The sequence below is a fragment of the Xanthomonas sp. AC360 genome (genome assembly GCF_979258225.1).
Genome location: NZ_OZ409846.1, coordinates 5,128,954 through 5,152,288 on the forward strand (window position 1 = coordinate 5,128,954; position 23,335 = coordinate 5,152,288).

The 23,335-nt window shown below is 65.1% G+C and carries 14 protein-coding genes and 2 other RNA genes; 9 read left to right on the forward strand and 7 right to left on the reverse strand.

The genetic code is table 11. From position 1 onward, the window contains the following. Window positions 1-29: 29 nt before the first annotated feature. The 3 genes from ACZZ0O_RS22025 to ACZZ0O_RS22035 form a co-directional block, all read right to left on the reverse strand. Window positions 30-104, reverse strand: a non-coding RNA gene (locus ACZZ0O_RS22025) — sX9 sRNA. A 72-nt stretch (window positions 105-176) separates the two neighbouring features. After that, on the reverse strand, window positions 177-785 hold the full coding sequence (locus ACZZ0O_RS22030) for a hypothetical protein (RefSeq protein ID WP_463592510.1): 609 nt from the start codon (window positions 783-785) through the stop codon (window positions 177-179). Between the two features lie 32 nt (window positions 786-817). Next, complete coding sequence (locus tag ACZZ0O_RS22035; RefSeq protein ID WP_055849062.1) at window positions 818-1,135, reverse strand: FmdB family zinc ribbon protein; 318 nt, start codon at window positions 1,133-1,135, stop codon at window positions 818-820. 528 nt (window positions 1,136-1,663) lie between these two features. On the opposite strand from ACZZ0O_RS22035, the gene ACZZ0O_RS22040 reads away from it, so the two are divergent. From ACZZ0O_RS22040 to ACZZ0O_RS22055, 4 genes are all read left to right on the forward strand, one after another. Next, window positions 1,664-1,739: non-coding RNA, sX9 sRNA (locus ACZZ0O_RS22040), on the forward strand. Between the two features lie 194 nt (window positions 1,740-1,933). After that, on the forward strand, window positions 1,934-3,178 hold the full coding sequence (locus ACZZ0O_RS22045; protein WP_055849059.1) for an MFS transporter: 1,245 nt from the start codon (window positions 1,934-1,936) through the stop codon (window positions 3,176-3,178). A gap of 688 nt (window positions 3,179-3,866) precedes the next feature. Then, window positions 3,867-6,338, forward strand: coding sequence for a TonB-dependent receptor (locus ACZZ0O_RS22050; RefSeq protein ID WP_463592511.1), 2,472 nt, complete (start codon window positions 3,867-3,869; stop codon window positions 6,336-6,338). Between the two features lie 579 nt (window positions 6,339-6,917). Next, the gene (locus tag ACZZ0O_RS22055) at window positions 6,918-9,065 is read left to right on the forward strand and encodes a phosphocholine-specific phospholipase C (RefSeq protein ID WP_463591844.1); all 2,148 of its coding nucleotides are present in this window, start codon (window positions 6,918-6,920) and stop codon (window positions 9,063-9,065) included. An 86-nt stretch (window positions 9,066-9,151) separates the two neighbouring features. On the opposite strand, the gene ACZZ0O_RS22060 is transcribed toward ACZZ0O_RS22055, so the two are convergent. Together ACZZ0O_RS22060 and bla are read right to left on the reverse strand one after the other, a co-directional pair. Next, entirely contained in the window at window positions 9,152-10,099 is a 948-nt protein-coding gene (locus tag ACZZ0O_RS22060) for an alpha/beta hydrolase (protein ID WP_463591845.1), read from the reverse strand. Between the two features lie 148 nt (window positions 10,100-10,247). Continuing rightward, window positions 10,248-11,159, reverse strand: a complete 912-nt coding sequence (gene bla, locus ACZZ0O_RS22065) for a class A beta-lactamase (RefSeq protein ID WP_463591846.1) — start codon at window positions 11,157-11,159, stop codon at window positions 10,248-10,250. A 100-nt stretch (window positions 11,160-11,259) separates the two neighbouring features. On the opposite strand from bla, the gene ampR reads away from it, so the two are divergent. Then, the gene (gene ampR / locus ACZZ0O_RS22070) at window positions 11,260-12,135 is read left to right on the forward strand and encodes a LysR family transcriptional regulator AmpR (protein ID WP_463591847.1); all 876 of its coding nucleotides are present in this window, start codon (window positions 11,260-11,262) and stop codon (window positions 12,133-12,135) included. A gap of 18 nt (window positions 12,136-12,153) precedes the next feature. Here ampR and ACZZ0O_RS22075 read toward each other — a convergent pair whose 3' ends face one another. Both ACZZ0O_RS22075 and ACZZ0O_RS22080 read right to left on the reverse strand, forming a co-directional pair. After that, complete coding sequence (locus ACZZ0O_RS22075) at window positions 12,154-12,651, reverse strand: YcxB family protein (RefSeq protein ID WP_055849043.1); 498 nt, start codon at window positions 12,649-12,651, stop codon at window positions 12,154-12,156. A 51-nt stretch (window positions 12,652-12,702) separates the two neighbouring features. Then, window positions 12,703-14,562, reverse strand: coding sequence for an ABC-F family ATP-binding cassette domain-containing protein (locus ACZZ0O_RS22080; protein WP_463591848.1), 1,860 nt, complete (start codon window positions 14,560-14,562; stop codon window positions 12,703-12,705). Between the two features lie 181 nt (window positions 14,563-14,743). Here ACZZ0O_RS22080 and ACZZ0O_RS22085 point away from each other — a divergent pair, with 181 nt between their 5' ends. The 4 genes from ACZZ0O_RS22085 (at window position 14,744) to ACZZ0O_RS22100 (ending at window position 23,286) form a co-directional block, all read left to right on the forward strand. Next, window positions 14,744-17,122 carry a TonB-dependent receptor plug domain-containing protein gene (locus ACZZ0O_RS22085; RefSeq protein ID WP_463591849.1) on the forward strand — a complete coding sequence of 793 codons (2,379 nt, stop codon included), beginning with the start codon at window positions 14,744-14,746 and terminating at the stop codon, window positions 17,120-17,122. 350 nt (window positions 17,123-17,472) lie between these two features. Continuing rightward, entirely contained in the window at window positions 17,473-17,898 is a 426-nt protein-coding gene (locus ACZZ0O_RS22090; protein ID WP_463591850.1) for a VOC family protein, read from the forward strand. 275 nt (window positions 17,899-18,173) lie between these two features. Then, window positions 18,174-20,561, forward strand: coding sequence for a TonB-dependent receptor plug domain-containing protein (locus ACZZ0O_RS22095; RefSeq protein ID WP_055849030.1), 2,388 nt, complete (start codon window positions 18,174-18,176; stop codon window positions 20,559-20,561). Between the two features lie 325 nt (window positions 20,562-20,886). Then, the gene (locus ACZZ0O_RS22100; RefSeq protein ID WP_055849028.1) at window positions 20,887-23,286 is read left to right on the forward strand and encodes a TonB-dependent receptor plug domain-containing protein; all 2,400 of its coding nucleotides are present in this window, start codon (window positions 20,887-20,889) and stop codon (window positions 23,284-23,286) included. Window positions 23,287-23,335 lie beyond the last annotated feature (49 nt).

Below are 23,335 nucleotides of genomic sequence, written 5' to 3' on the forward strand. Positions count from 1 at the left end.
AACCAAGCGTCGCTATCCACTCTTAGAGGGGCCGACCAAACGTAGCGCGCCGTTGTCAGGTGTGCGTGGACGGCTTACAGGAGCCAGAGTCCGCGCGTGGCAATGAGGATGCCGAGCACCGGCCGCGCATGCATGCGGTGAGCGCCGTCGTTTTGTCCGCCGCTTTTGGCCGGCTCTCAACTTCCCCAAGGCGCCGGAGGTAAGGGCACCGGCCGGGTAAGATCGAACTCCACCCGAAGTAACCGCCCGCCCGGGCGACTCAGCTCGTACACCACGCTGCGCCCGGGCTGGATCTCCATCGCCCAGGTGTTCTGCAACGAGGCGGTGGCACCCAATCGCTTGAACAAGGCAATCGACTCGGCATCCACCGGGAATTCCTGACGCGTGGCACTGCCCGCGCCACGGCTGTCGCCGCCGTACTGGGTCAATGCATCCGCACTGCCATCGGCATGCCGATGATCGTGTTTGAGGCGTAAACCGGCCTGCGTGCGGGTCAGCACCCAGGTGCGCGAGTGGTCGTCGCCCACATGGAACGGCACCCGCAGCTCGCGGCGCGGGTCGGCGCAACCGCGCACATGCATCACCAGCGCCTTGCCAGCGAACGGACTCGGCGTTGTCGATGCGGGCGTGTCGACCAGGACACGACCGGCAAACGCCTGCCCGCAGTGCGCCGCAAGCGCGGAGAGAAAGCGGTCGGCTGGCACGACGGCGGTGCTGGGCGGCGGGACGGCGCTGGCGCAGCCGCTGATTGCGATGGCCAGCAGCCACGGCGCCAAGCGCGACATCGCGCTGACGACGCTGCCGCGCATGTCGACCATCACGCCGCGCCGGATGCCGGCTTTGCGGCGGGCGCGGCCGGTGCGGCTGCGGGCTTGCTGTCGCTGGCCGCCGCCGGCTTGGCATCGCCGCCGCCTGCGCTGCTGCTCTCGGTGAGGTTCTTCTTCTTTTCGCCAGCCGACTTGAAATCGGTCTCGTACCAGCCGCTGCCGGACAAGCGGAACGACGGCGCGGTGACCTGGCGCTTGATGGTGGCCGCCGCGCAGGAAGGGCAGGTCTGCGGATCGGGGTCGGCCATCTTCTGCAGGCGGTCGAACGAGTGGCCGCAGGTGGTGCACTGGAACGCGTAGATGGGCATGACAGATTCGCTGAAGACGATGCAAGGGCGCCGATTCTAGACGGATGCGGGCATGTCGGCGCAATGATCGAATCGCGCGCTGGCGCATGGCCGGGCTGGCGGGAGAGTGCTGGGCAGTGACCGACGCATTGCGGATGCACGTGCGGTGCGTCGGGCCTCTTGGCACGCTGGGGCGTCTCGCAGGCTGGACCGCTTGAGGCTGCTGGCTGTTGGCTTCTGGCTGTTGGCTTCTGGCTGTTGGCTTCTGGCGGTTGGCTTCTGGCGGTTGGCTTCTGGCGGTTGGCGGTTGGCGGTTGGCGGCGGCATCGAGACGAGTAGCGGATTCGCTGCGTCAACCAAGACGCTTTCTGTCTGCTCGTCAGTCACGGCCTGGAACGCTTTCCTTTCTGTAGAAAGCGGCTTGACCACGCCATTTTGATCTTGCACTTCCGGCGGCGCTCTTTCACCAGCGCGGACCTGACACTCAGAGCAGCCAACAAAACTCCTTCGCTCACCGCCAGGCGGACGCGGCCTGCCCGTGGAATTCTCATGTAGCACTCGTACACCCAGGTTCCTGCGTGCCGTCCGCAACCACCTGACGACTTCTCGCTACGCATTGTTGGTCGCTCCAAATGCACGCCGGCCTGCATCTTCGCCAATACATGGCGATGGTGCGCAACCGCACTCCATCGGCAGCGAGCTGCTCAGCCATCGCCACCTGATCGCGTTATGCGAGCCACATCGATCGAGTAGCAGCAGCGCGGCTGCTACACTCGATCGCGTGATCGACGCGCGTTTTCCCCCACGAGGGCCGCATCCATGTTGCGGCTGACTGCCCTGTTGCTGGGCGTTGCCCTGCTGCTGACCGGCAGCGGGCTGCTCGGTACGTTGCTTGCCGTGCGCGGCGGTCAGGCCGGGTTCGATGCGCGTGCGCTGGGCCTGATCATGTCCGGTTATTTCGCCGGCTTTTTTCTTGGCACGTTTTTCGCGCCGCCGTTGATTCGACGCATCGGGCATATCCGCGCGTTCGCGTTCTACGCATCGCTGGCGGCCATTGCCGTGTTGTTGCATCCGATCTGGCTCGATCCCTGGGGTTGGGGTGTGTTGCGCCTGGTCACCGGCGCTGCCCTGGTGGGCTTGTACACAGTGATCGAAAGCTGGCTCAACGCCGAGCCGGATGCACGCCGACGTAGCCGGGTTTTCTCGGTGTACATGGCGATCAATCTGTCGGCGCTGGCGCTGGGCCAGATTCTGCTGACCGCCGGCGACGCGCGAGCACCTGCCATGTTTACGCTGACCGCCATCCTGATCTGCGCAGCGGTAATGCCGGTCGTCACCACGCGCTTGATTCCGCCGGAGGTGCCGCAGGTGTCGCGCCTGCGCCTGAAAACGCTGTATGCACTGGCGCCGGTCGCCACCGTCGGCGCCGGATTGTCGGGATTGGCGATGGGTGCGTTCTGGGGCTTATTGCCGGTGTATGCCAACCGCATCGGACTGGATGCAGATGGCGTGGCGATGTTCATGCTCACCGCAATCGTGGGCGGTGCCGTGCTGCAATGGCCGATCGGGCGCATCAGCGACGGGCACGACCGACGCATCGGCCTGGTCACGGTGAGCGTGCTGGCCGCCGCCATCGCCATCGCTGCTGCAGTGCCGATGGTGCAGTCGCAAACCACTGTCTTGTTTATGTTGTTTTTCGTTTACGGCGGGCTGGCGTTTTCGCTGTACCCGTTTGCGGTGGCGCACATGCTCGATTACCTGCCGCGCGAAGACCTGCTATCGGGCTGCAGCAGTCTGTTGCTGGTGCATGGCGTGGGTGCTGCCATCGGCCCGGCGCTGGCGGGCGGGGCGATGCAGAAGTTCGGCCCTGCGGCGCTCCCGGTCTATTTCGCAGTGATGTTGTTGGCGCTGGCCGGCTTCACGCTGTCGCGCTTGCTGCGGTTTGCACGTCGTCGCACGCATCCCATCGCGTTCCGGCCGATGCTGCGCACCACGCCATCGGCACTGGAATTGATGCCGGAAACCCAACAGATCGAAGCAGCGCCAAACGCCAAGAAGCGCTGAGAACGCGATGTCTGGGTCGTAAGCTACCGACGCTGGTGCGATACGCGGGATACAGCTCGCAGCGGCATGTATCTTTCGCACAGATCTGGTCTGCGTGAGATGCCCACAGGCCCTGCCGGTTGCTCGCGATGTTTTGTCAGCCGCTTCAAGACCTGGAGCACCCGTTGTGGTGCGGCTGGACGCTTTGAATGCGTCGAGTGCAGAGCGTGGATCTGCGCTTTGCTGCAGGGCCCTTGCCCGCCCACCATCGCAGGACACGCTGCAAGTACGTCCATGTAAGCTCTTTGGCCGCATCCATGCCGCCAAAGGTCCCGCGACGGTGGGCGGGCAAGGACCATCCAAGATGGTCGGTTTGTAGGTTTTCAACAAAACAACCCACACACTTTCTGGCGTGGTGTCCTCACTGCTTGCGGGACCCTGTGGCGGCATGGATGCCGCCACGGAGCGTCCATGGATGGATTCACAGCGTGTCCCGCAAGCGGTGAGGACATCGCGCACTCGACCAACCGACCACACAACTTGCGCACCCCCCAAACAGCATTGAATCGCGCACGGTGAAGACACCACACGCCAGACCAACCGAACACGCAGCATACGCATTGCCAAATAGCGCTGAATCGCACTCAGACTAGAGGCAGAGAAGCTGCGCACATCCACCCAGTGATCGCAGCCCATCTGTAGCGCGGTCATCATCACGCAATGCAAGCACGGCAGTCTGCGGCCATCTCCCCCCGCTCATTGGATTGCAATGGATTTGATCACCTGCCCGCGCGTGCGACATCCGGCGGCGCTTGCCCTGCTGCTGGTTCCATTCGCCCTACCCGCTTACGCGCAGCAGGCACCGGATGGCGCCACGCCGGCAGCGCCGAGTTCAGAAGTGCTTGCCAGCGGCGAGCAGGTGTCCACGCTCGATCAGGTGCAGGTGGTCGGGCAGGCAATGACGTACTCCAAGACAACCGTCAGCAAGGAAATGCTCGACCGCCAATTCGTGCTGGGCAGCGTCAACGACGCGCTCAACGAACTCCCCGGCGTGGTGGTCACCGAAGCCGATGCATTCGGCTCGTCCGATTGGGGCACGCAGATCAGCATGCGTGGCTTTGTCAGCAACCGCGACACGCAGCAGATCGGCACCACCATCGATGGCGTGCCCAACGGTGGCTCGGCGTATGGCGGCGGCTCCAAGGCCAACCGCTTCATCGACATGCCGGACCTGGAAACGGTGGAAGTGAGCCAGGGCACCGCCGATATCGCATCGCGCTCGAACGAAGCGCTGGGCGGCACACTGAATTACCTCACCGGCGAGCCGCTCGAGGAACAGCGTGTGCGCGTGATCGGTGGCATTGGCGACAACCAGGCGCGCAAGTATTACGCGCGCTACGACACCGGCCTGCTCGGCGGCAACACACGCGCCTGGATCAGCGGTTCGTCGGCGCGCAACGACGACTGGATCGACGGCAGCGGCCACACGAGCCGCGACCATCTGGCCGGCAAGTTCGTCAGCGCGTTGAACAAGTGGACGCTGAGCGGCTACGCGTCCTACGACGATGCCGACGAATCCGAATACACCAGCGTGACCCCCGAGCAGTTCGCGCGCGACCCGGAACACGATTTGTTGACCGGCACGCTCACCGGCATTCCGTATCTGGATCAGAACTACCGCTCCGGCTCGCGCGCGCTGCGCAAGAATACCTTCGGTTATCTGCGCGGCGCCTTCGATGGCGGCAATGGGTTCAAGGCCACGCTCACTGGCTACGCGCATCGCATGCAAGGCCGAGGCGACTGGATTCCGCCGTATCTGGTGGACGTCACCAACGATGGTGTCGGCGCGCCGGAATCGGAGGCGCGCGGCGGCAACACCGTGTATGCCGGCAGCGACCTGGGCAAGCTGTATTACCTGACCCCAGGCGGTGCGGCGGCAACGCTGCTGGCCGGTTGCGCCGGCAGTACGGCGGTGCCGGCCGAATCCAATCCGGCCTGCTATCCGGCAGGTTCGGTGCCGGTGCAGTCCTATCGCCATAGCCATTACGACAATCACCGCGCCGGAGCGATGGCCGATGTGGAATGGCGCCACGATCTGGGCCAGATCGACAACACCGTGCGTGCCGGCGCCTGGCTGGAACGTTACGACCGCAGCGTCACCCGCGACTGGCATCGCCTGCTAAACGTCGGCACCAACATCAGCTTCGACCATCAGCCGTACTGGGTGCAGTTCAAGGACAACTACCAGACCGACGAGCAGATGTATTACGTCGAAGATGTGATGCGTTACGGTGCCTTCGCCTGGCGCGTCGGCGTGAAGCAGTTCTTCCTCGACCAGACCCGCGACCGCCGCATCGGCGATGCGCAGCATGTGGAGTCGGATGCGCACTCCGACCCGCTGCTGTCGGCGGGCCTGACCTGGACCACACCGGTGCAGGGGCTGGAAGCCTTCGCCGGGTATTCGCAGAATTTTGCCGCGATTCCGTCCGGCGTGCTGGGCGAAACCGACCCGGTCGCACTCAGCCGCGTGCAGCCGGAAACTGCCGACAATATCGAGCTTGGCCTGCGCATCAGCCGCTGGCCGTTGACCGGCAGCGTGACCTTGTACGACATCCGCTTCGACAATCGCATCGTGTATGTGCCGGCCAACTTCGTCAGCGGCATCGACTATCTGGGCGAGACCGACGGCGTGTATGAAAACTTCGGCGGCGTGCACGCGCGCGGCGTGGAAGCGGCGCTGGGCTACGGCTGGGACAACGGCTGGCGCCTCAATGGCGCCTACACCTACAACAAGGCCGATTACCTGGGCAGCGGCGATGCCGCGCGCGATACCGCCCTGGATATCACACCCGGCGCGCAGGTGATCGGCCAGCCGCGCAACACCTTGGTGGTCTCGGCCGACTGGCGTGGGGAAGCATGGCGCTTCGGCGTGTCCGGTCGGTATCTGGGCAAGCGCTATCTGGATGCGTCCAACCGCGCCGCGCTCGATGGGGTGACCACCTTCAATGCGAACCTGGGTGTGGAGCTGTCGCAGCTGTCGGCGCAACTCAAGGGCCTGCAGCTGGCGCTCAATGTCAGTAACCTCACCGACAAGCGCTACCTGGAAGGCGTGGACGGCAGCGATAGCGCCTTCATCGCCGCGCCGCGCACGTTGGGGCTGACGCTGACGCTGGATCTGTAACGGCCACCTGCCATGCTGACGTGCACGCCGGGACTGTCTTCCTCTCCCGCTTTGCGGGAGAGGGCTGGGGTGAGAGCACAGCGCCCCCATCCGCCCTTCGGGCACCTTCCCCCGCAGGCAGGGGAAGGGACTCGGACGGATTCAGCCACTTAATAGCGCCTTCATCGCCGCGCCGCGCACGTTGGGGCTGACGCTGACGCTGGATCTGTAACGGCCACCTGTCATGCTGACGTGCACGCCGGGACCGTCTTCCTCTCCCGCTTTGCGGGAGAGGGCTGGGGTGAGAGCACAGCGCCCCCATCCGCCCTTCGGGCACCTTCCCCCGCAGGCGGGGGAACGGACTCGGACGGGTTCAGCCACTCAATAGCGCCTTCATCGCCGCGCCGCGCACGCTGACGCTGACGCTGGATCTGTAACGGCCACCTGCCATGCTGACGTGCACGCCGGGACTGTCTTCCTCTCCTGCTTTGCGGGAGAGGGCTGGGGTGAGAGCACAGCGCCCCCATCCGCCCTTCAGGCACCTTCCCCCGCAGGCGGGGGAAGGAACTCGGACGGGTTCAGCCACTCAGAGGTGACACGATGATCGACCTGCCCCGCCGCCGTTTGCTGCAAGCCGGCCTGACCAGCGGTGCGGCCGCACTGTTGCCCAGCATCGCGCGCGCCGCCGCCATCGCGCCGGACCGCCGCAGCGGTACGCTGGAGGATCTGCAGCACGTGGTGATCCTGATGCAGGAAAACCGCGCCTTCGATCATTACTTCGGTGCGCTGCCCGGCGTGCGCGGGTTCGGCGATCGCTTTCCGATCCCGGCCCCGCCGCTGCCGGGCGCGCCCTCGCGCACGGTGTGGTTGCAGCCCAGCGAAGACGGCATGCAATGGCTCACGCCGTTTGCATTGGATACCGCAGCGCAATTCGGCTTCATGCGCATCAAGGGCACGCCGCATAGCTGGCCGGATGCACAACAGGCCTGGGACCACGGCCGGCTCGGGCAGTGGGCGGCAGCCAAACACAATCACGCGCTGGGCTATTACGGACGGGCGGATATTCCCTTCCAATACGTGCTCGCCGATGCATTCACCATTTGCGATGCCTACCACGCCTCGATCCAGACCGGCACCAATTCCAATCGCGTGTTCCTGTGGACCGGCGGCAACGATCCGCACGGGCGCCATGGCGGGCCGGTGATCGGTAACTCGCACGACAACTTTCCGGAGCTGGGCGGGTTTGCCGAGCCGTATCGATGGACCACCTATGTGGAACAGCTGCAGCGCGCGGGCGTGAGCTGGCAGATCTATCAGGACATGGCCGATAACTTCACCGACAACCCGCTGGCCGGGTTCGAGGCGTTTCGGCAGGCTTACAGCAACGCGCCCGGTCACGATGCGCAGCTGCGTGCGCGCGGCATCAGCACGCGGGGCGTGGAGCAGTTGCGCGCAGACGTGATGGCCGGTCGGCTGCCGTCGGTGAGTTTTGTCATTGCCGATGCGGCCGGCAGCGAACATCCGGACCCGTCCAGCCCGGCGCAAGGCGCGGCCTACACCGCAAGCGTGCTGGATGCGCTCACCGCCAATCCGGCGGTGTGGAGCCGCACTGCATTGCTGCTGATGTTCGATGAGAACGACGGCTTCTTCGATCACATGCCGCCGCCGGCACCGCCATCGCCGGACCCGCGCGCAACCGGCGGGTTTGCCGGCGCTTCCAGCGTCGCCACCGACGACGACTACCATCGCCAGCCTGCATCCGGTGAGCAAAAAGTGGATCTGCCAGAGCTGCACGGCCGCCCCTACGGGCTTGGTCCGCGCGTGCCGCTGTATGTGATTTCGCCGTGGAGTCGCGGTGGCTGGGTGGATTCGCAGGTATACGACCACACCTCGGTGCTGCGCCTGCTGGAACGACGGTTTGGCGTGCAGGCGTCGGAGATCACGCGATGGCGGCGCGCGGTATGTGGCGACCTGACCAATGCGTTCGATTTCCGCAACGCCGATGCACGCCAATTCGTCGCATCGCTACCCGATGTAGGCGATGCGGCAGCGCGCGCAGCAGCCTTGCGCGAGCACACGTTGCCGCCGCTGCCAGCCACGTTGCAAGCGCCCGAGCAACCGTTTGGCGTGCGTCGTTCGCGCGCCGTGCCGTATCGCCCGAGCGTGCAACTGGCGCATGTGCAAGCGCGCGGCGAGGTGCAGCTACGCCTGCGCAACAGCGGCGCGGCGGCGGTGCTGCATGTCTACGACCGCTACGACCTGGCGGCGATCCCGCGCCGCTACACGGTAGGCAACGGTGCCACGCTGGACGGCGACTGGACCACCTACGATGGCCGTTACGATCTGTGGCTGATCGGCCCCAACGGATTCCATCGCCACTATCGCGGCGACCTGAGCGCTGCATTGCTGCTGGCCGACATCACCCAGGCAGCGGACGACCCGGGGGCGCTGTCGTTGTCGTTGCACAACACCGGCACCACGCCGATCCAGATCGCACTGCAACCGGCCGCGTATGCGCAGGCGCAACCGCGCGAGCAACTGCAGCTTGCGGGCGGCCAGACCTGGCAACGCAGCTGGAAGGCGGCAGCCAGCGGCGGCTGGTACGACCTGTGGATCGAACACGACGGCGCAAGCCAACGCCTGGCCGGTCGCATCGAAACCGGTGCAGACAGCGTCAGCGACCCGGCGATGGGTGGGCCGGCGCGGCTGCATCAGGACAGGCCTATCGTGATTGGCCCACTGGGCTGAGCCGTGCGGCCTTGCGCCGTGCGAAGGCTGCGCGCAAGTGCGGGATCGCGAGCGAAGGTCACTCCGTGCAAGCAGCGCAGCGGCGGTCAGTGCCCTGCGGCCGGGGCCAACACGCCGATAGTCCCCAGCCACGTCTCCACCAGACTTGGCCAGTGCGCGATCGGCAGCCCCTTGGCGCGCAGACCAAAGGCATGCCCGCCCTGCGCGTAGAGATGCATTTCCGTCGGCACGCCGGCCTGCTTCAGCGCAACGTAGTAGGCCAGCGACTGCGTTACCCCATCCACCTCGTCGTCCTCGGCCTGCAGCAGAAAGGTCGGCGGGGTATCGGCGCTTACGGTGATGTCTGGACGCAGCTGTAGGTGGGTTGGATCGCGCTTGGCATGATCCTCATCTTCGTGCGCCCACAGATGGCCCGGATAGACCGCGATGGCAAAATCGGGACGGCAACTTTCCGCATCCGCAGCGTCCACCGGCTGATAGGTGCGCTTTGTAAAGTGCGTACTGGCCGCCGCCACCAGATGACCGCCGGCAGAAAAGCCAAGTACACCAATCTTGTGCGGGTCCACGCCCCACTGGCTGGCTTGTGCGCGCACCAGCCCTAGCGCGCGCTGTGCGTCCTGCAAGGCTGTTTGCACCTTTGGGTAATAGCGGCGACCGTTGTTCCAGGTCGGCCCCGAGTTCGGTACGCGGTATTTCAACAGCACACAGGTAATGCCGCGCCCGGTCAGCCGATCACAGATCTCCGTCCCTTCCAGATCCATGGCCAGAACTTGATAGCCACCACCGGGGAACACCAGCACCGCCGCACCGGTGTTGCGATTTTTTGGCAGATACACCGTCATCGTTGGGCGGCTGACATCGCTCACCTTGGTCCACGGAAATCGCCCTTCACCGGTGCCCACCGTTTCGGGCTTTGGATTGCGCAAGGCATCAGGCACCGCCTGCGGCCAGAGCGGTATCTCTATCTGGCCAGGCGCCGGTTGCCAGGCACGTGCCGGCACAGACCCATGAACAAGTAGCAGCGCAACTGCCATACACCAATGACTCAACTTTGTTTGCACCGTCGAACCTCAAGAGTGGAAGCGGAATAGGAAGCACGTTGCGGACTGACACGCGAAATGAAGCCGGCAAACACTTGGGCGATGCGTTGCGATCCGGTGGCGAGCGCCGCCACGCCCGTCGTCATCGCGCGAACAGGTCCACCGCAGTGACAGCGTCCGCGACGGCGGCTGCGACCGCCTTCAACGCCGCATCGCGCCCAGCGTCGTCGACCTTGGCGCCGTTCAAATACGTCGTCAGCAACAGCGGCGCCCTGCCCTTCGGCGGCCACAGGATCGCGATGTCGTTGCGGGTGTCGGTGCCGTTGCTGCCGGTCTTGTCGCCGATCTTCCAGTCGCGCGGCAGACCGGCACGCAGGCAATCGTCGCCGGTGCGGTTGTCGATCATCCAGTCGGCCAGTTGTTTACGCGAGGCAGGTTGCAGGGCATCGCCGAGCAGCAGCGTGCGCAGCGTGGCGGCCATTGCCGCAGGCGTGGTGGTGTCACGCGGGTCGCCTTCGGCATAGCGGTTCATTTCCGGCTCGTGGCGGTCGCTGCGGGTGTGCGTATCGCCGATGCCACGCAAAAACCCAGTCAGCCCGGCCGGCTCGCCAACCAGTGGAAACAGCAGATTGGCGGCCGGGTTGTCGCTGTAGATCATGGTGGCCCGGCACAACTCGGCCACGCTCAGCGACCCGCCGACATGCCGCTCGGTGACCGGCGCATGCGAAAGCATGTCGGAGGCGCGGATCTTCACCCGCTGCGCCAGCGTCAGCTCCCCCTGGTCCACCCGCTGCAGCACCGCCGCAGCCAATACAAATTTGAAGGTGCTGCACATTGGAAAGCGCTCGTCCTCACGCTGGCCGATGCGTTTGCCGGTGGCGCTGTCGAGCAAGTCGATGCCCAGCCGGCCGCCGGTCCGGCGTTCGATCTCGGCCCATTCCGCTCGCAACACGTCGCCCAGCAACATTGCGGGAGTCAGCGCAGATGCGGGCCTGGACACCGCAAGCAGCACGCTCGCGCCGGTTGCGCACAAGAATTGTCGACGGTTCAACATGGGCCAGCCTCCTCGGGAGAGCCCGCAGTATCGGCGCAGGCCGGCAGCCGGAGAATTGCGATGTTTCGATCCCTGACATGAATTGAACTAATCTCTACGCATGCCCCGCCCTCGCCTTCCACTCAATGCCCTGCGCGCCTTCGAGGCGGCCGCACGCCATCAAAACCTGACCCGCGCAGCCGGCGAGTTGTGCGTGAGCCAGGCCGCGCTCAGCCACCAGATCAAGGCATTGGAACAGCAGCTGGGCACCAGCCTGTTTCACCGCCTGCCACGCGGCGTGGCGCTCACCGACGAAGGGGCGGCGCTGGCACCGGTGCTTGGCGAGGCCTTCGACCGCATCGCCGCCACCCTGGAGCGCTTTGCCGATGGGCGCTATCGCGAAGTGCTCAGCGTGGGCGTGGTGGGCACCTTCGCCACCGGCTGGCTGCTGCCACGATTGCCGGCGTTTCATGCCGCGCATCCGGATATCGAATTGCGCCTGTCCACCCACAACAACCGGGTCGATCTGGCCGGCGAAGGACTGGATCTGGCAATCCGTTTCGGCGACGGCGACTGGCAGGGCCAGATCGCGCAGGCGCTGATGAAGGCACCGTTTGCACCAGTCTGTGCGCCCAGCATGGCGCGTGGCTTGCGTACGCCGGCCGATCTGGCGCAGCTGCCGTTACTGCGCTCGTATCGTTTGGACGAATGGCCGCAGTGGTTCCGCGCGGCGGGCGTGGCCGATGTCCCTGCACGCGGGGCGATGTTCGATTCGTCGTTGACCCTGGCCAGCGCGGCGGCGGCCGGGAGCGGTGTGGCGTTGCTGCCGTTGCCGATGTTTCGCCAGGATCTCGACACGGGGCGCCTGGTGTGCCCATTCCCGATCCAGATCGACGCCGGACGCTACTGGCTCACCCGGCTGCGCTCGCGCCCAGAGAGCGAGGCCGATGCCCGATTGTTCGATTGGCTGGTGGCGGAGCAACAGCGCTCCGGTTAAGCGCGCTCAAGGTGCCGCTCAGCGGCGCGCCGCCTCGATCCCCTGCACCGCCACGCGGCGAAACGCCTCGTAGTGCGCCTGGTCGGCGAACCAGTGCGGGGCGAACAGCTCGAACAAGCGGTCGTTGTGATACAGCAGCAGCACGCGCTCGTTCTCGCGGTAACGGATGTAATCGGACCAGGGCCGGCGCAGCCGCCCGTCCACCCAGGTGATCTCAAGCCCGCTCTCGTCCCACGCAAACGTATAGGCATACCGCAGCGAGGCCTGCTGGGCGTGCAGGCGTTTGATCTTTCGCGGCAAGCCCCACGCGTGCAACACGGCCAGGCCGATCAAGCCGCCGCCACCGCCGCCGAGCAGCACCGACCCAATGATTTCGCTGGCCCCGATCAGTTGCAGCATGCCCGCCCCGATCAGCAGCAGGACCACCAGGATCACGATCAACAGCTTGCCCGTCTGCCGCGCATGCAGGCGCTGTGCGGCCAGGTGGTCTTCCAGACTGATGGTGGCGCTGATCATGTTCGCTCCTTCCTTAGTGCTTGGCCCGAGGCGCATCGTAACGCCTGCGCGTTAAGCGCCCTCGATCAACTCCATCCACGCCGCTTCCGCTGTGGCCAGCTGCTGCGCCGTCGCCTCACGGTCGCGGCCCAGCACCGCCATCTTGTCGGTGTCGGAGTAGTTCCCCGGGTTGGCCAGTTCGCGGTCGAGCTCTGCCAGCAGTGCTTCCAGCTCGCCCACGCGCTTTTCGGCGCTGGCCAGCTTGTGCGGGTTGACGGCTTTTTTCGGCGGCAGTGGTTTGGTCGGCGGTGGCGGGGTCGGTGCCACTTCGGCCATCTTCTGCTTGGTGCCTTGCGCTGCCGGGCGGCTGCGCAGCCAGGCGGCGTATTCGTCCAGATCGCCATCGAACGGCTCGACCACGCCATCGGCCACCCGCCAGAAACTGTCGCAGACCAGGCCGATCAGATGGCGGTCATGCGAGACCATCACGATGGCGCCTTCGAAGTCGCTCAGCGCCTCGGCCAGGGCCTCGCGCATTTCCAGGTCCAAATGGTTGGTCGGCTCGTCGAGCAGCAGCACGTTGGGCTGTTGCCAGGCGATCAAGGCCAATGCCAGACGCGCACGCTCGCCACCGGAGAAGCCATCCACCACTTCGAAGGCGCGGTCGCCGGCGAAATTCCATTTACCCAGGAAATCGCGGAACGCCTGATTGGAACCATCCGGCGACAGATCGCGGAAGTGATCCATCGGCGACTGACCTTCGTGCAGCGACTCCACCGTGTGCTGGGCGAAGTAGCCGATGCGCAGGTCCGGATGCGCGTTGCGCTCGCCCGCCAGCGGCGCCAGCTCGCCGACCAGGGTCTTGACCAGCGTGGTCTTACCCGCGCCGTTGGGACCGAGCAGACCGATGCGGTCGCCGGCCTCCAGGCCGAATCCGACGTCGTGCAGAATCACCGAATCGGCGCCATAGCCGGCTTCGATATGGTTCAACCGAATCAGCGAAAACGGCAGCCGATTGGGCTGCGCGAACTGGATGCGGAATTCGCGCTCGGCGCGCACCGCCTCGGTGCCGGCCATCTTGGCCAGGCGCTTCATGCGGCTCTGCGCCTGCGTCGCCTTGCTGGCCTGCGCCTTGAAGCGGTCGATGAAGCTCTGCAAATGCGCGCGCTCGGTCTGTTCCTTGTCGTGCGCGATCTGCTGCTGGCGCAGGTGTTCGATGCGCTGGCGCTCGAAATCGGTGTAGCCGCCGACGTACAGCTTGGCGGTGCCGCCATGCAGATGCAGCGTGTGGGTGGCCACGTTGTCCAGAAACTCGCGGTCATGGCTGATCAACAGCAAGGTGCCCGGGTACTTGAGCAGCCATTGCTCCAGCCACAGCACCGCGTCCATGTCCAAGTGGTTGGTTGGTTCGTCCAGCAGCAGCAGGTCGCTGGGCATCATCAGCGCGCGCGCAAGGTTCAACCGCACCCGCCAGCCGCCGGAGAACGACGACACCGCGCGGTGGTGCGTATCGGCCGGGAAGCCCAGGCCGTGCAGCAGCTTGCCGGCACGCGCTTCGGCATCGTAAGCGCCGAGTTCGGCCATCTTCTGGTGCGCATTGGCGACCGCTTCCCAGTCTTCGCGGGCGGTGGCTGCCGCTTCTTCCTGCAGCACCGCGGACACCTCGATATCGCCGCCGAGCACGAACGACAGCGCCGGGTCCGGCAACGACGGGGTTTCCTGCGAGACGCTGGCGGTGCGCACCTTGCCGGGCAGATCCACATCGCCCTTGTCGGCCTCCAGCTCGCCCTTTACCGCGGCGAACAGGCTCGACTTACCGGTACCGTTCCGCCCCACCACGCCGACGCGGTAGCCGGCATGCATGGTCAGGTCGACGTTGGACAACAGCAGACGCTCGCCGCGTCGCATGGAGAAGTTGCGCAGGGAAATCATTGATGGACAGTCCGATAGAACGAAAAGGAATGAGCAGATGAGCAGCATTCCTGCGACGCCATTCTAGCGTTAACGAATAATTAGCGCCTTCAGGTTGAACGACACGCGCGCTTCGCACGGCCGTGATCGCCACCCGCCCAGTCTAGTTGGCCCCGCTCGGGCTGCCGTTTTCGGAGTTGTCATGAATCACCCCCTGTCCTTGCTTGCGACCGCCGTGGTCGCTGCACTGCTTGCTTCTCCCGCCCTGGCGCAGGACGCCGCGCCGGCCACCGCCAATACCCTGGATACGGTGATCGTCACCGGCACCCGCGTGGCCGACCGCACCGTGGCCGAGTCGCAATCGCCGATCGACATCATCAGCGCCGAGTCGCTACAGGCCACCGGCACCCCGGAACTGGCCACCGCGCTGGCGCGCGCGCTGCCGTCGCTGAACTTCCCGCGCCCGGCGCTGAGCGACGGCACCAGCGCGATCCGCCCGGCCCAGCTGCGCGGCCTGTCGCCCGACCAGGTACTGGTGCTGGTCAATGGCAAGCGCCGCCACACCTCGTCGCTGCTCAACCTCAACGGCACCATCGGCCGCGGCGCGGCGGCGGTGGATCTGAACACCATCCCGGTCGCGGCGATCGCGCGGGTGGAAGTGCTGCGCGACGGCGCGTCGGCGCAATACGGCTCCGATGCCATCGCCGGCGTGGTCAACATCGTGCTCAAGGGCGCGGAAAAGGGCGGCAGCCTGCAGGCCGGGTTCGGCCAGTATTCGGCCGGCGACGGCAACAACTACGAGCTGTCTGGCGACACCGGCGTGGCCTACGGCGGCGACCGCGGCTGGCTGCATGTGGCCGCCCAGCTCAATCAGCAGGACCCCACCGACCGCGCCCGCGGCTATGCCGGCGCGCCCAGCGTGTCGCAGCCGGCCGTGGGCCAGAAGGCATTCAAGATCGGCGACCCCGACGTCAACGCGCAGGCCGCCTCGCTCAATACCGAATACCAGTTCAGCGACAGCATCACCGGCTACGCGTTCGCCACCGCCAGCAACCGCGATATCACCTCGTTCGCGTTCTTCCGCGCGCCGGGCAGCAGCCAGAACATCCTGTCGATCTACCCGCAGGGCTTTTTGCCGGAGATCCAGAGCTACGCCAAAGACCGCTCGCTGGTGGCCGGCGTGCGCGGCTCCACCGCCAGCGGTTGGGACTGGGACGCCAGCTACAACTACGGCTACAACCGTATCGATTTCCACACCCGCAACACGCTCAACGTGAGCCTGGGGCCGACCTCGCCGACGTCGTTCTACGACGGCGCGTTGGAGACCACGCAGAACATCGTCAACCTGGACGTCAAGCGCGGTTTCGACTGGGGCCTGGCATATCCGGTGACAGTGGCCTTCGGCGCCGAATACCGCAACGAAAAGTGGAACCAGTCGCCGGGCGAAGTGGGCTCATATCCGCAGAACGGCACCTTGGCTGGTGGCGCGCAGGGCTTCGGCGGATTCGCACCCAGCGTGTCGGGCCAGTATTCGCGCAACAGCTATGCGCTGTACGCCGACCTGGAAGCCGACTTCACCGACAAGTTCTCCGCAGGGCTGGCCGGCCGCTACGAAGACTATGACGACTTCGGTAGCCAGGCCTCGGGCAAGTTGTCGGGGCGCTATGCGTTCACCGACAAGATCGCGTTGCGCGGCACGGTGGCCTCGGGCTTCCGCGCACCGTCGCTGGCGCAGCAGTATTTCCAGTCCACCAGCACCACCTTCCTGGCCGGCAACCCCAATCCGTTCGAAATCCGCACCTTTCCGGCCGACAGCAATGTCGCGCGCGCCTTCGGTGCAGAACCGCTGGATGCAGAAACCTCGCTGTCCTACAGCCTGGGACTGGTGTTGCAGCCAACCGATGCGCTCTACCTCACCATCGATGCCTACCAGATCGACGTGGACGACCGCATCGTGCTGTCGTCCAACCTCACCGGTGCCGGCGTGCGCAGCCTGCTGGAAGCGCAGGGCATCTTCGGCATCAACGGCGGGCGTTACTTCACCAACGCGGTGGATACGCGCACCCGTGGTGTGGACGTGGTGGGCAGCTACCGCTGGCAGCTGGCCGCCAGCAGCGTGGACCTGACCGCCGGTTACAACTACTCCGAAACGGAAGTGCGCAATGTGGCGGCCAACCCGGCGGCATTGTCGGCCAACGGACTGAGCCTGGAGCGCATCGACCGCACCGAGCGTGGGCGCATCGAAGAAGGCTTCCCGCGCGACAAGTTCCTGGTCAACGGCAGCTGGAATTCCGAGCACTGGACGCTGGCGCTGGGCGCCACCCGCTACGGCGAATACAGCACGCGCCCGGCGGCGGCGATCAACGACCAGACCTTCGGTGCCAAGTGGGTGGTGGATGCCTCGGCCAGCTACAAGGTCGATCGCTGGACGCTCACGCTGGGCGCAGACAACCTGCTGGACGAGTATCCGGACGAGAACAACTTCGCCAACTCCACCAGCGGGCAGTTTGCGTACAGCAATCTGTCGCCGTTCGGCTTCAACGGTGCCTATGTCTACGGGCGGATCAACTACCGCTGGTAAACACGGCCAACGCCGCTAGCGACGGCTGACGATGGAACGCGGCTGCACGTTGATGTTGTGCAGCGCTGCGGCGTCGACATCCAAGGTTTGACCACACGCCCCGGCCAGCCCGGGGCGTGTGCGTTTTTACGGTTGTGCGCTTGTGACAGAAGCGCAAGCAGGCGCAACCGCTCGCCGGATGCCGCTCTGCGTTGCGTGACATGTGCACAGCACGCGCACCACAGGCTCGCCATCAAGCTGCGGTGCGCTGGCTGGCTGCCATGCGTCCACACAGCTCAGGCAACGCGATGACGATGCGTACGCCCGGTGCGTGCTAAGACCGGTGCTCCTGTCATTGCCGGAGTACGCCAATGGAAGCATCGCAGCTGTGTCGCGGCCGCTTGATCGACCACCTGCATCTGGTGGTGCACGACCTGCCGGCAAGCCGCCACTTCTACCAGGCCGTACTCGAGGTCCTGGGCATTCCCATCGGCGGCGACGGCGATGGCTACTTCTGGGCCGACGAACTATTCGTTTCCAACCGCGACACGGTGGCGCAAGGCGTGTTGACCGGCCGCCATCATCTGGCCTTCCAGGCGCGCGATGCTGCGATGGTCCAGGCCTTCCATGACGCCGCGCTGGCCAACGGTGGGCGCTACAACGGCGCGCCGGGTTTGCGCCCTTATCACCCGAGTTATTACGCGGCGTTTGTGCTCGACCCGGATGGCAACAACATCGAGGTGGTCTTCCACGGTCCTGCGCAACGCAGTGCCGATGCGGTGCAGATCACGTTTTGATGCACAAATTTCATAACTGGTATCGATGCCCAAAATGGGGCAACGCAATCCGTTGCCCAGCGTAGGGAACTGCAATCGACGCCTCACTTTGGTGCACGATGACAACGTTGGCACAAGCATACGTTCGATGACAGTTGCATGCGGAACGTAACCAAAATTTGACATGTGGTTACGCGTGGTTAATGGTTGAGAACGTACCGCAGCTGCCGCAACGGACGCGGCCTGGGAGGGGGCCCACTGCGCTGCATCCGTTCCCCACTCGGAGTTGTTACCGCATGAATTGCAAGTCCAGTCCACTCGCAGTCGCTGTCGTTGTTGCCTTGTCGTTTTCCGCTTCAACCGCAGTTGCGCAGTCGCAAGCTCCCACCCAGAAAACCCTCGACACGCTGATCGTGACCGGCACGCGCGTGGCCGACCGCACCGTGGCCGAATCGGCATCGCCGATCGACATCATCTCGCCACAGGCACTGGAATCGACCGGTACCACCGAGTTGGCTACCGCGCTGTCACGCGCGATCCCCTCGCTCAATTTCCCCCGGCCCGCCATCTCCGACGGCTCGGATGCGGTGCGCCCGGCACAGCTGCGCGGCCTGTCGCCCGATCAGGTGCTGGTGCTGGTCAACGGCAAGCGCCATCACAGCACCGCGCTGATCAATCTCAACGACACCCAGGGCCGTGGCTCGTCGCCGGCCGATCTCAACACCATCCCGATCGCCGCGGTGGAGCGCATCGAAGTGCTGCGCGACGGTGCGTCGGCGCAATACGGCTCCGATGCGATTGCCGGCGTGATCAACATCGTGCTCAAGGGCAGCGGTGAAGGCGGCAGCGTCAATGGCCGCTACGGCAAGTACAGCGCTGGCGACGGCGAGCAGTATCAGCTGTCCGGCGACGCCGGTTTCAGCTTCGCCGGCACCGGCAAGGTGCATCTGGCCGCACAGGCCGGGCATTCGGATCAGACCAACCGCGCGTTGCCATTCGGCGGCCGCGTGGAGCAGCGCTACGGCGACCCGGAGATCGACCAGGGCGCCATCTCGTTCAATGGCCAATACAGCCCCACCGATTACCTCACCTTCTACTCGTTCGGCATGGTCAGCCGGCGCGAAGTGCTGTCCAACGGCTATTTCCGTTTTGCCGGCGACAACCGCAATCGCCCGGAAATCTATCCGGACGGCTTCCTGCCGCAGATCTACAACGTCAGCAAGGACGTGTCGTGGGTCGGCGGCTTGAAGACCTCCACCGAAGGCGGATTGAACATCGATCTGAGCTACAACTACGGCCAGAACAATCTCACCTTCGATGTGCGCAACAGCTTGAACAACAGCCTGGGCGTGACCAGCCCGACCGACTTCCATGCCGGTACGCTGGAAGTCACCCAGAACGTGCTCAATGCCGACTTCACCAAGACCCTCGATTGGGGCCTGGCCTACCCGGTCACGCTGGCCTTCGGTGCGGAATGGCGCGGCGAGAAGTTCAACCAGTCGCCTGGCGATGCGGCCTCGTCGGCCAACGGCGGTATTCCGTCTGCAAACGGCGCGTTGATTCCTGGCGCGCAGGTGTTTCCGGGCTTCAAACTCTCCGATGCCGGTTACTACGACCGCAACAGCCATTCGGCGTATGTGGATCTGGAAGCGGATCTGACCGAGAAGTTCTCGGCCGGCCTGGCCGGGCGCTACGAGAAGTACAGCGACTTCGGCGACACCGCCACCGGCAAGCTGTCGCTGCGCTATGCGTTCACCGACAAGGTGGCGCTGCGTGCTACCGCCTCCACCGGCTTCCGTGCGCCGTCGCTGCAGCAGCAGAACTTCCAGTCGATCGCCACGCAGTTCCTCAACGTGGCCCAGCCCAACGGCTCGGTGACGGCGATTCCTTTCGAGATCGGCACCTTCCGCACCGACAACCCGGCCGCCATCGCGCTCGGCGCCGAACCGCTGAAGGCCGAGGAATCCAAGAACTACGGCCTGGGCGTGGTGTTGCAACCGGTCGAAAACCTGTACATCACCGTCGATGCGTACCGCATCGATATCGATGACCGCGTCGTGCTATCGGAGAACCTGACCTCCATCGCCGCGCGTAACTATCTGCAGGCCAATGGCTTCCCGGGTATCGGTGGCGGGCGCTATTTCACCAACGCGGTGGACACCAAGACCCAGGGCGTGGATGCGGTCGGCACCTACCGTTGGAACCTGGATGGCGGCAGCGCGGAGCTGACCAGCGGCTACAACTACAACAAGACTGAAGTAGAGAAGATCGCCGACAACCCGGCAGCGCTGGTGGCGATCGACCCGAATGCAGTACGCATCGGCCGCGCGGAACTGGGCCGTATCACCGAAGGCACGCCGCGCGACAAGTTCTTCCTGGGCGGCACCTGGGCGCCGGGCAACTGGTCGTTCACCGGCACGGCCACGCGCTGGGGCGAGTTCAGCACCTTCGGCACCAACGCCGGCAGCGATCAGACCTACGCGGCCAAGTGGACGCTGGATCTGGCTGCTTCCTACAAGCTGGGCGCCTGGAACTTCACCGTCGGTGGCGACAACGTGCTCAACGAGTATCCGGACCGTCAGGAAGCCGGGCTGGGCACGCGCACCTACCTGCCCTACAGCAGCGCCTCGCCGTTCGGTTTCAACGGTGCGTTGGTGTACGCCAACGTGAACTACAAGTGGTAATCGCAGGCGTCGGTCGCTAGCGACCGATGCTTCCCTTGCACGGCAGCGCAGTACAGCGCGTTGCCGACTGCAGCGGTCTTGCGCCTGCACTCTCGCGACGCGGAGTGCGGGCAATCGAATCTTCGTTTCGCCGCTTTCGCAAGGACGCCCCGCAAGGATGCACAACGCGCTGCATGGCGCGTTGCAGATCGCCGGTATTGCCACGCCTGCCGCTTTGCATCTGCAAAGACCCAACGTGCATGCCCGATCGCCCCACGCAGTTGTCTTCTCCCGGTTACACGCACTTCACCGCTGCGTCCTTCATCCCCTTTGAGCCTTGATTCCCATGCACACCTCCAACGCACTCTCGCTGGCGATTTCAGTCGCACTCACCGTCTGTTCGTTCGCTGCCAGTGCGCAGTCGCAATCGACCCCGCCGCAGAAAACCCTGGACACTCTGATCGTCACCGGTACCCGCGTCAGCGACCGCACCGTGGCCGAATCCGAATCGCCCATCGACATCATCACCGAGCAATCGCTGCAGGCCACCGGCGCCACCGACATCGCCACGGCGCTGGGCAAGCTGCTGCCGTCGCTGAACTTCCCGCGCCCGGCGATTTCCGATGGCAATGACGCCTCGCGCCCGGCCACCCTGCGCGGGCTGTCGCCGGATGCGGTGCTGGTGCTGGTCGATGGCAAGCGCTATCACACCTCTTCGCTGATCAACTACAACCCGTACGTGGGTCGCGGCTCGGCGCCGGCCGATCTGAACTCGCTGCCGATGTCGGCAATCGCGCGGATTGAAGTGCTGCGCGATGGCGCATCGGCGCAATACGGCTCCGATGCCATCGCCGGCGTGGTCAACATCGTGCTCAAACACGGCGCCGCTGCGGGCAGCAACAGCATCTCGGTCAACGGCGGCATCATGGACAAGGGCGATGGCGAGCAGAACGGCATCGATGGTTCGGTGGGCCTGGCCTTCGGCGGCAGCGGCGGCGACACCGCGCCGGGCTGGGTGCGGCTGTCGTGGAACTACCAGAACACCATGAGCACCAATCGCGGCGAAAACACCAACCGCGCCACCACCGTGCCGGGGACGCCCAATCCGGGCGGTGTGCCGTATCAGCGCCACGGCGACCCGGCGTCCAACTTCTATCAGGGCCTGGCCGCATTCGGCTATGAGTTCTCGCCCAATGTGGAGCTGTACGGCCATCTGAGCATGAGCCGTCGCGAAGTCACTTCCAACGGCTATTACCGCGCCGCCGACAACACCGCGCGCAATGTGCAGGCGATCTATCCCAACGGCTTTCTGCCGCAGATCTACAACCCCACCAACGACCGCTCGGCCGTGTTGGGTCTGAAGGGCAGCACCGAGAACGAATGGAATTGGGACGTGTCGGCCACCTACGGCAAGAACGACATGACCTTCAACATCCTCAACAGCATCAACACCAATCTGTACTACACCACCGGCGCCTCGCCGACCAACTTCAACTCCGGCGGCTTCGAAACCGAGCAGGGTACTGTCAATGTCGACGTCAACAAGTCCTTCGACTGGGGCCTGGCGTATCCGGTCAATGTGGCCTTCGGTGCCGAGCACCGTCAGGACCGCTATGAGATCACCGCCGGCTCGCCGGCTTCGTACTTCTTCGATCCCAACACCATCAATCCCGACACCGGCGCGCCCTACCCCGGTGGCGCGCAGGTGTTCTCCGGCCTGGAGCCCTCGGTGGCCGGCCGCTTCGGTCGTCATAGCAATGCGGTCTACGCCAACCTGGAAGCGGACATCACCGACAAGCTCTCCGGCGGCATTGCCGGGCGCTTCGAAAACTACAGCGACGCCGGCTCCACGCGCTCGGGCAAGCTGTCGGCGCGCTACGCATTCAGCGATACGTTCTCGTTGCGCGGCACCATCTCCAACGGCTTCCGCGCCCCGTCGCTGGCGCAACAGAACTACGCTTCGGTGGTGACGCTGATCCAGAACGGCGAGCTGGTGCAGGTCGGCACCTATCGCACCTCCGACCCGGTGGCTGTCGCATTGGGCGCCCGCCCGCTGAGCCCGGAAAAATCCACCAACTACGGCCTGGGCGGCGTGTGGCAGCCCACCGCCAACTTCACCTCCAGCCTGGACGTCTACCAGATCCGCATCTGGGACCAGATCCTGTATTCGGATCAGCTGCAGCTTGCGCAGCCGATCGGCCAGGTGGCGGCGGTGCAGTTCTTCGTCAACGGCGCCACCAGCCGCACCCGCGGTGTGGACTGGATCAACAGCTACCTGGCCGATCTAGGCAACTACGGCAAGCTCAATCTCAGCGCCAGCGCCAACTACAACAAGACCACCATCCTGGAGCTGTCCAACCCCAACTTCGGCCGCGCCAGCCAGGGCCTGCTCACCGATGCCACGCCGCGCACCAAGTACATGGCCGCCGCGGACTGGTCGATCGGCGGATTCGCGCTGAACTTCAACGCCACCCGCTACGGATCGATCAAGCGCATCAGCGACCCGGCCGATGGCAGCCAGGACCAGACCTATGACGCGCGCTGGCTGCTGAATCTGGCCGCCAGCCAGACCTGGGACGCGTTCACCTTCACCGTGGGTGCGGACAACATCACCAACCAGTACCCGACCAAGGCGCAGCTCACCACCGCCTACGACGACCGTGCTGGCGGCCTGCAATATTCGTCGCTGTCGCCGTTCGGCTTCAACGGCCGCTACTGGTATGGCCGGGTCACCTATCGGTTCTGATTCGGGACGTGTATTGGCTGTTTAGCGCCCGCGCTGATCGCAGACTGCG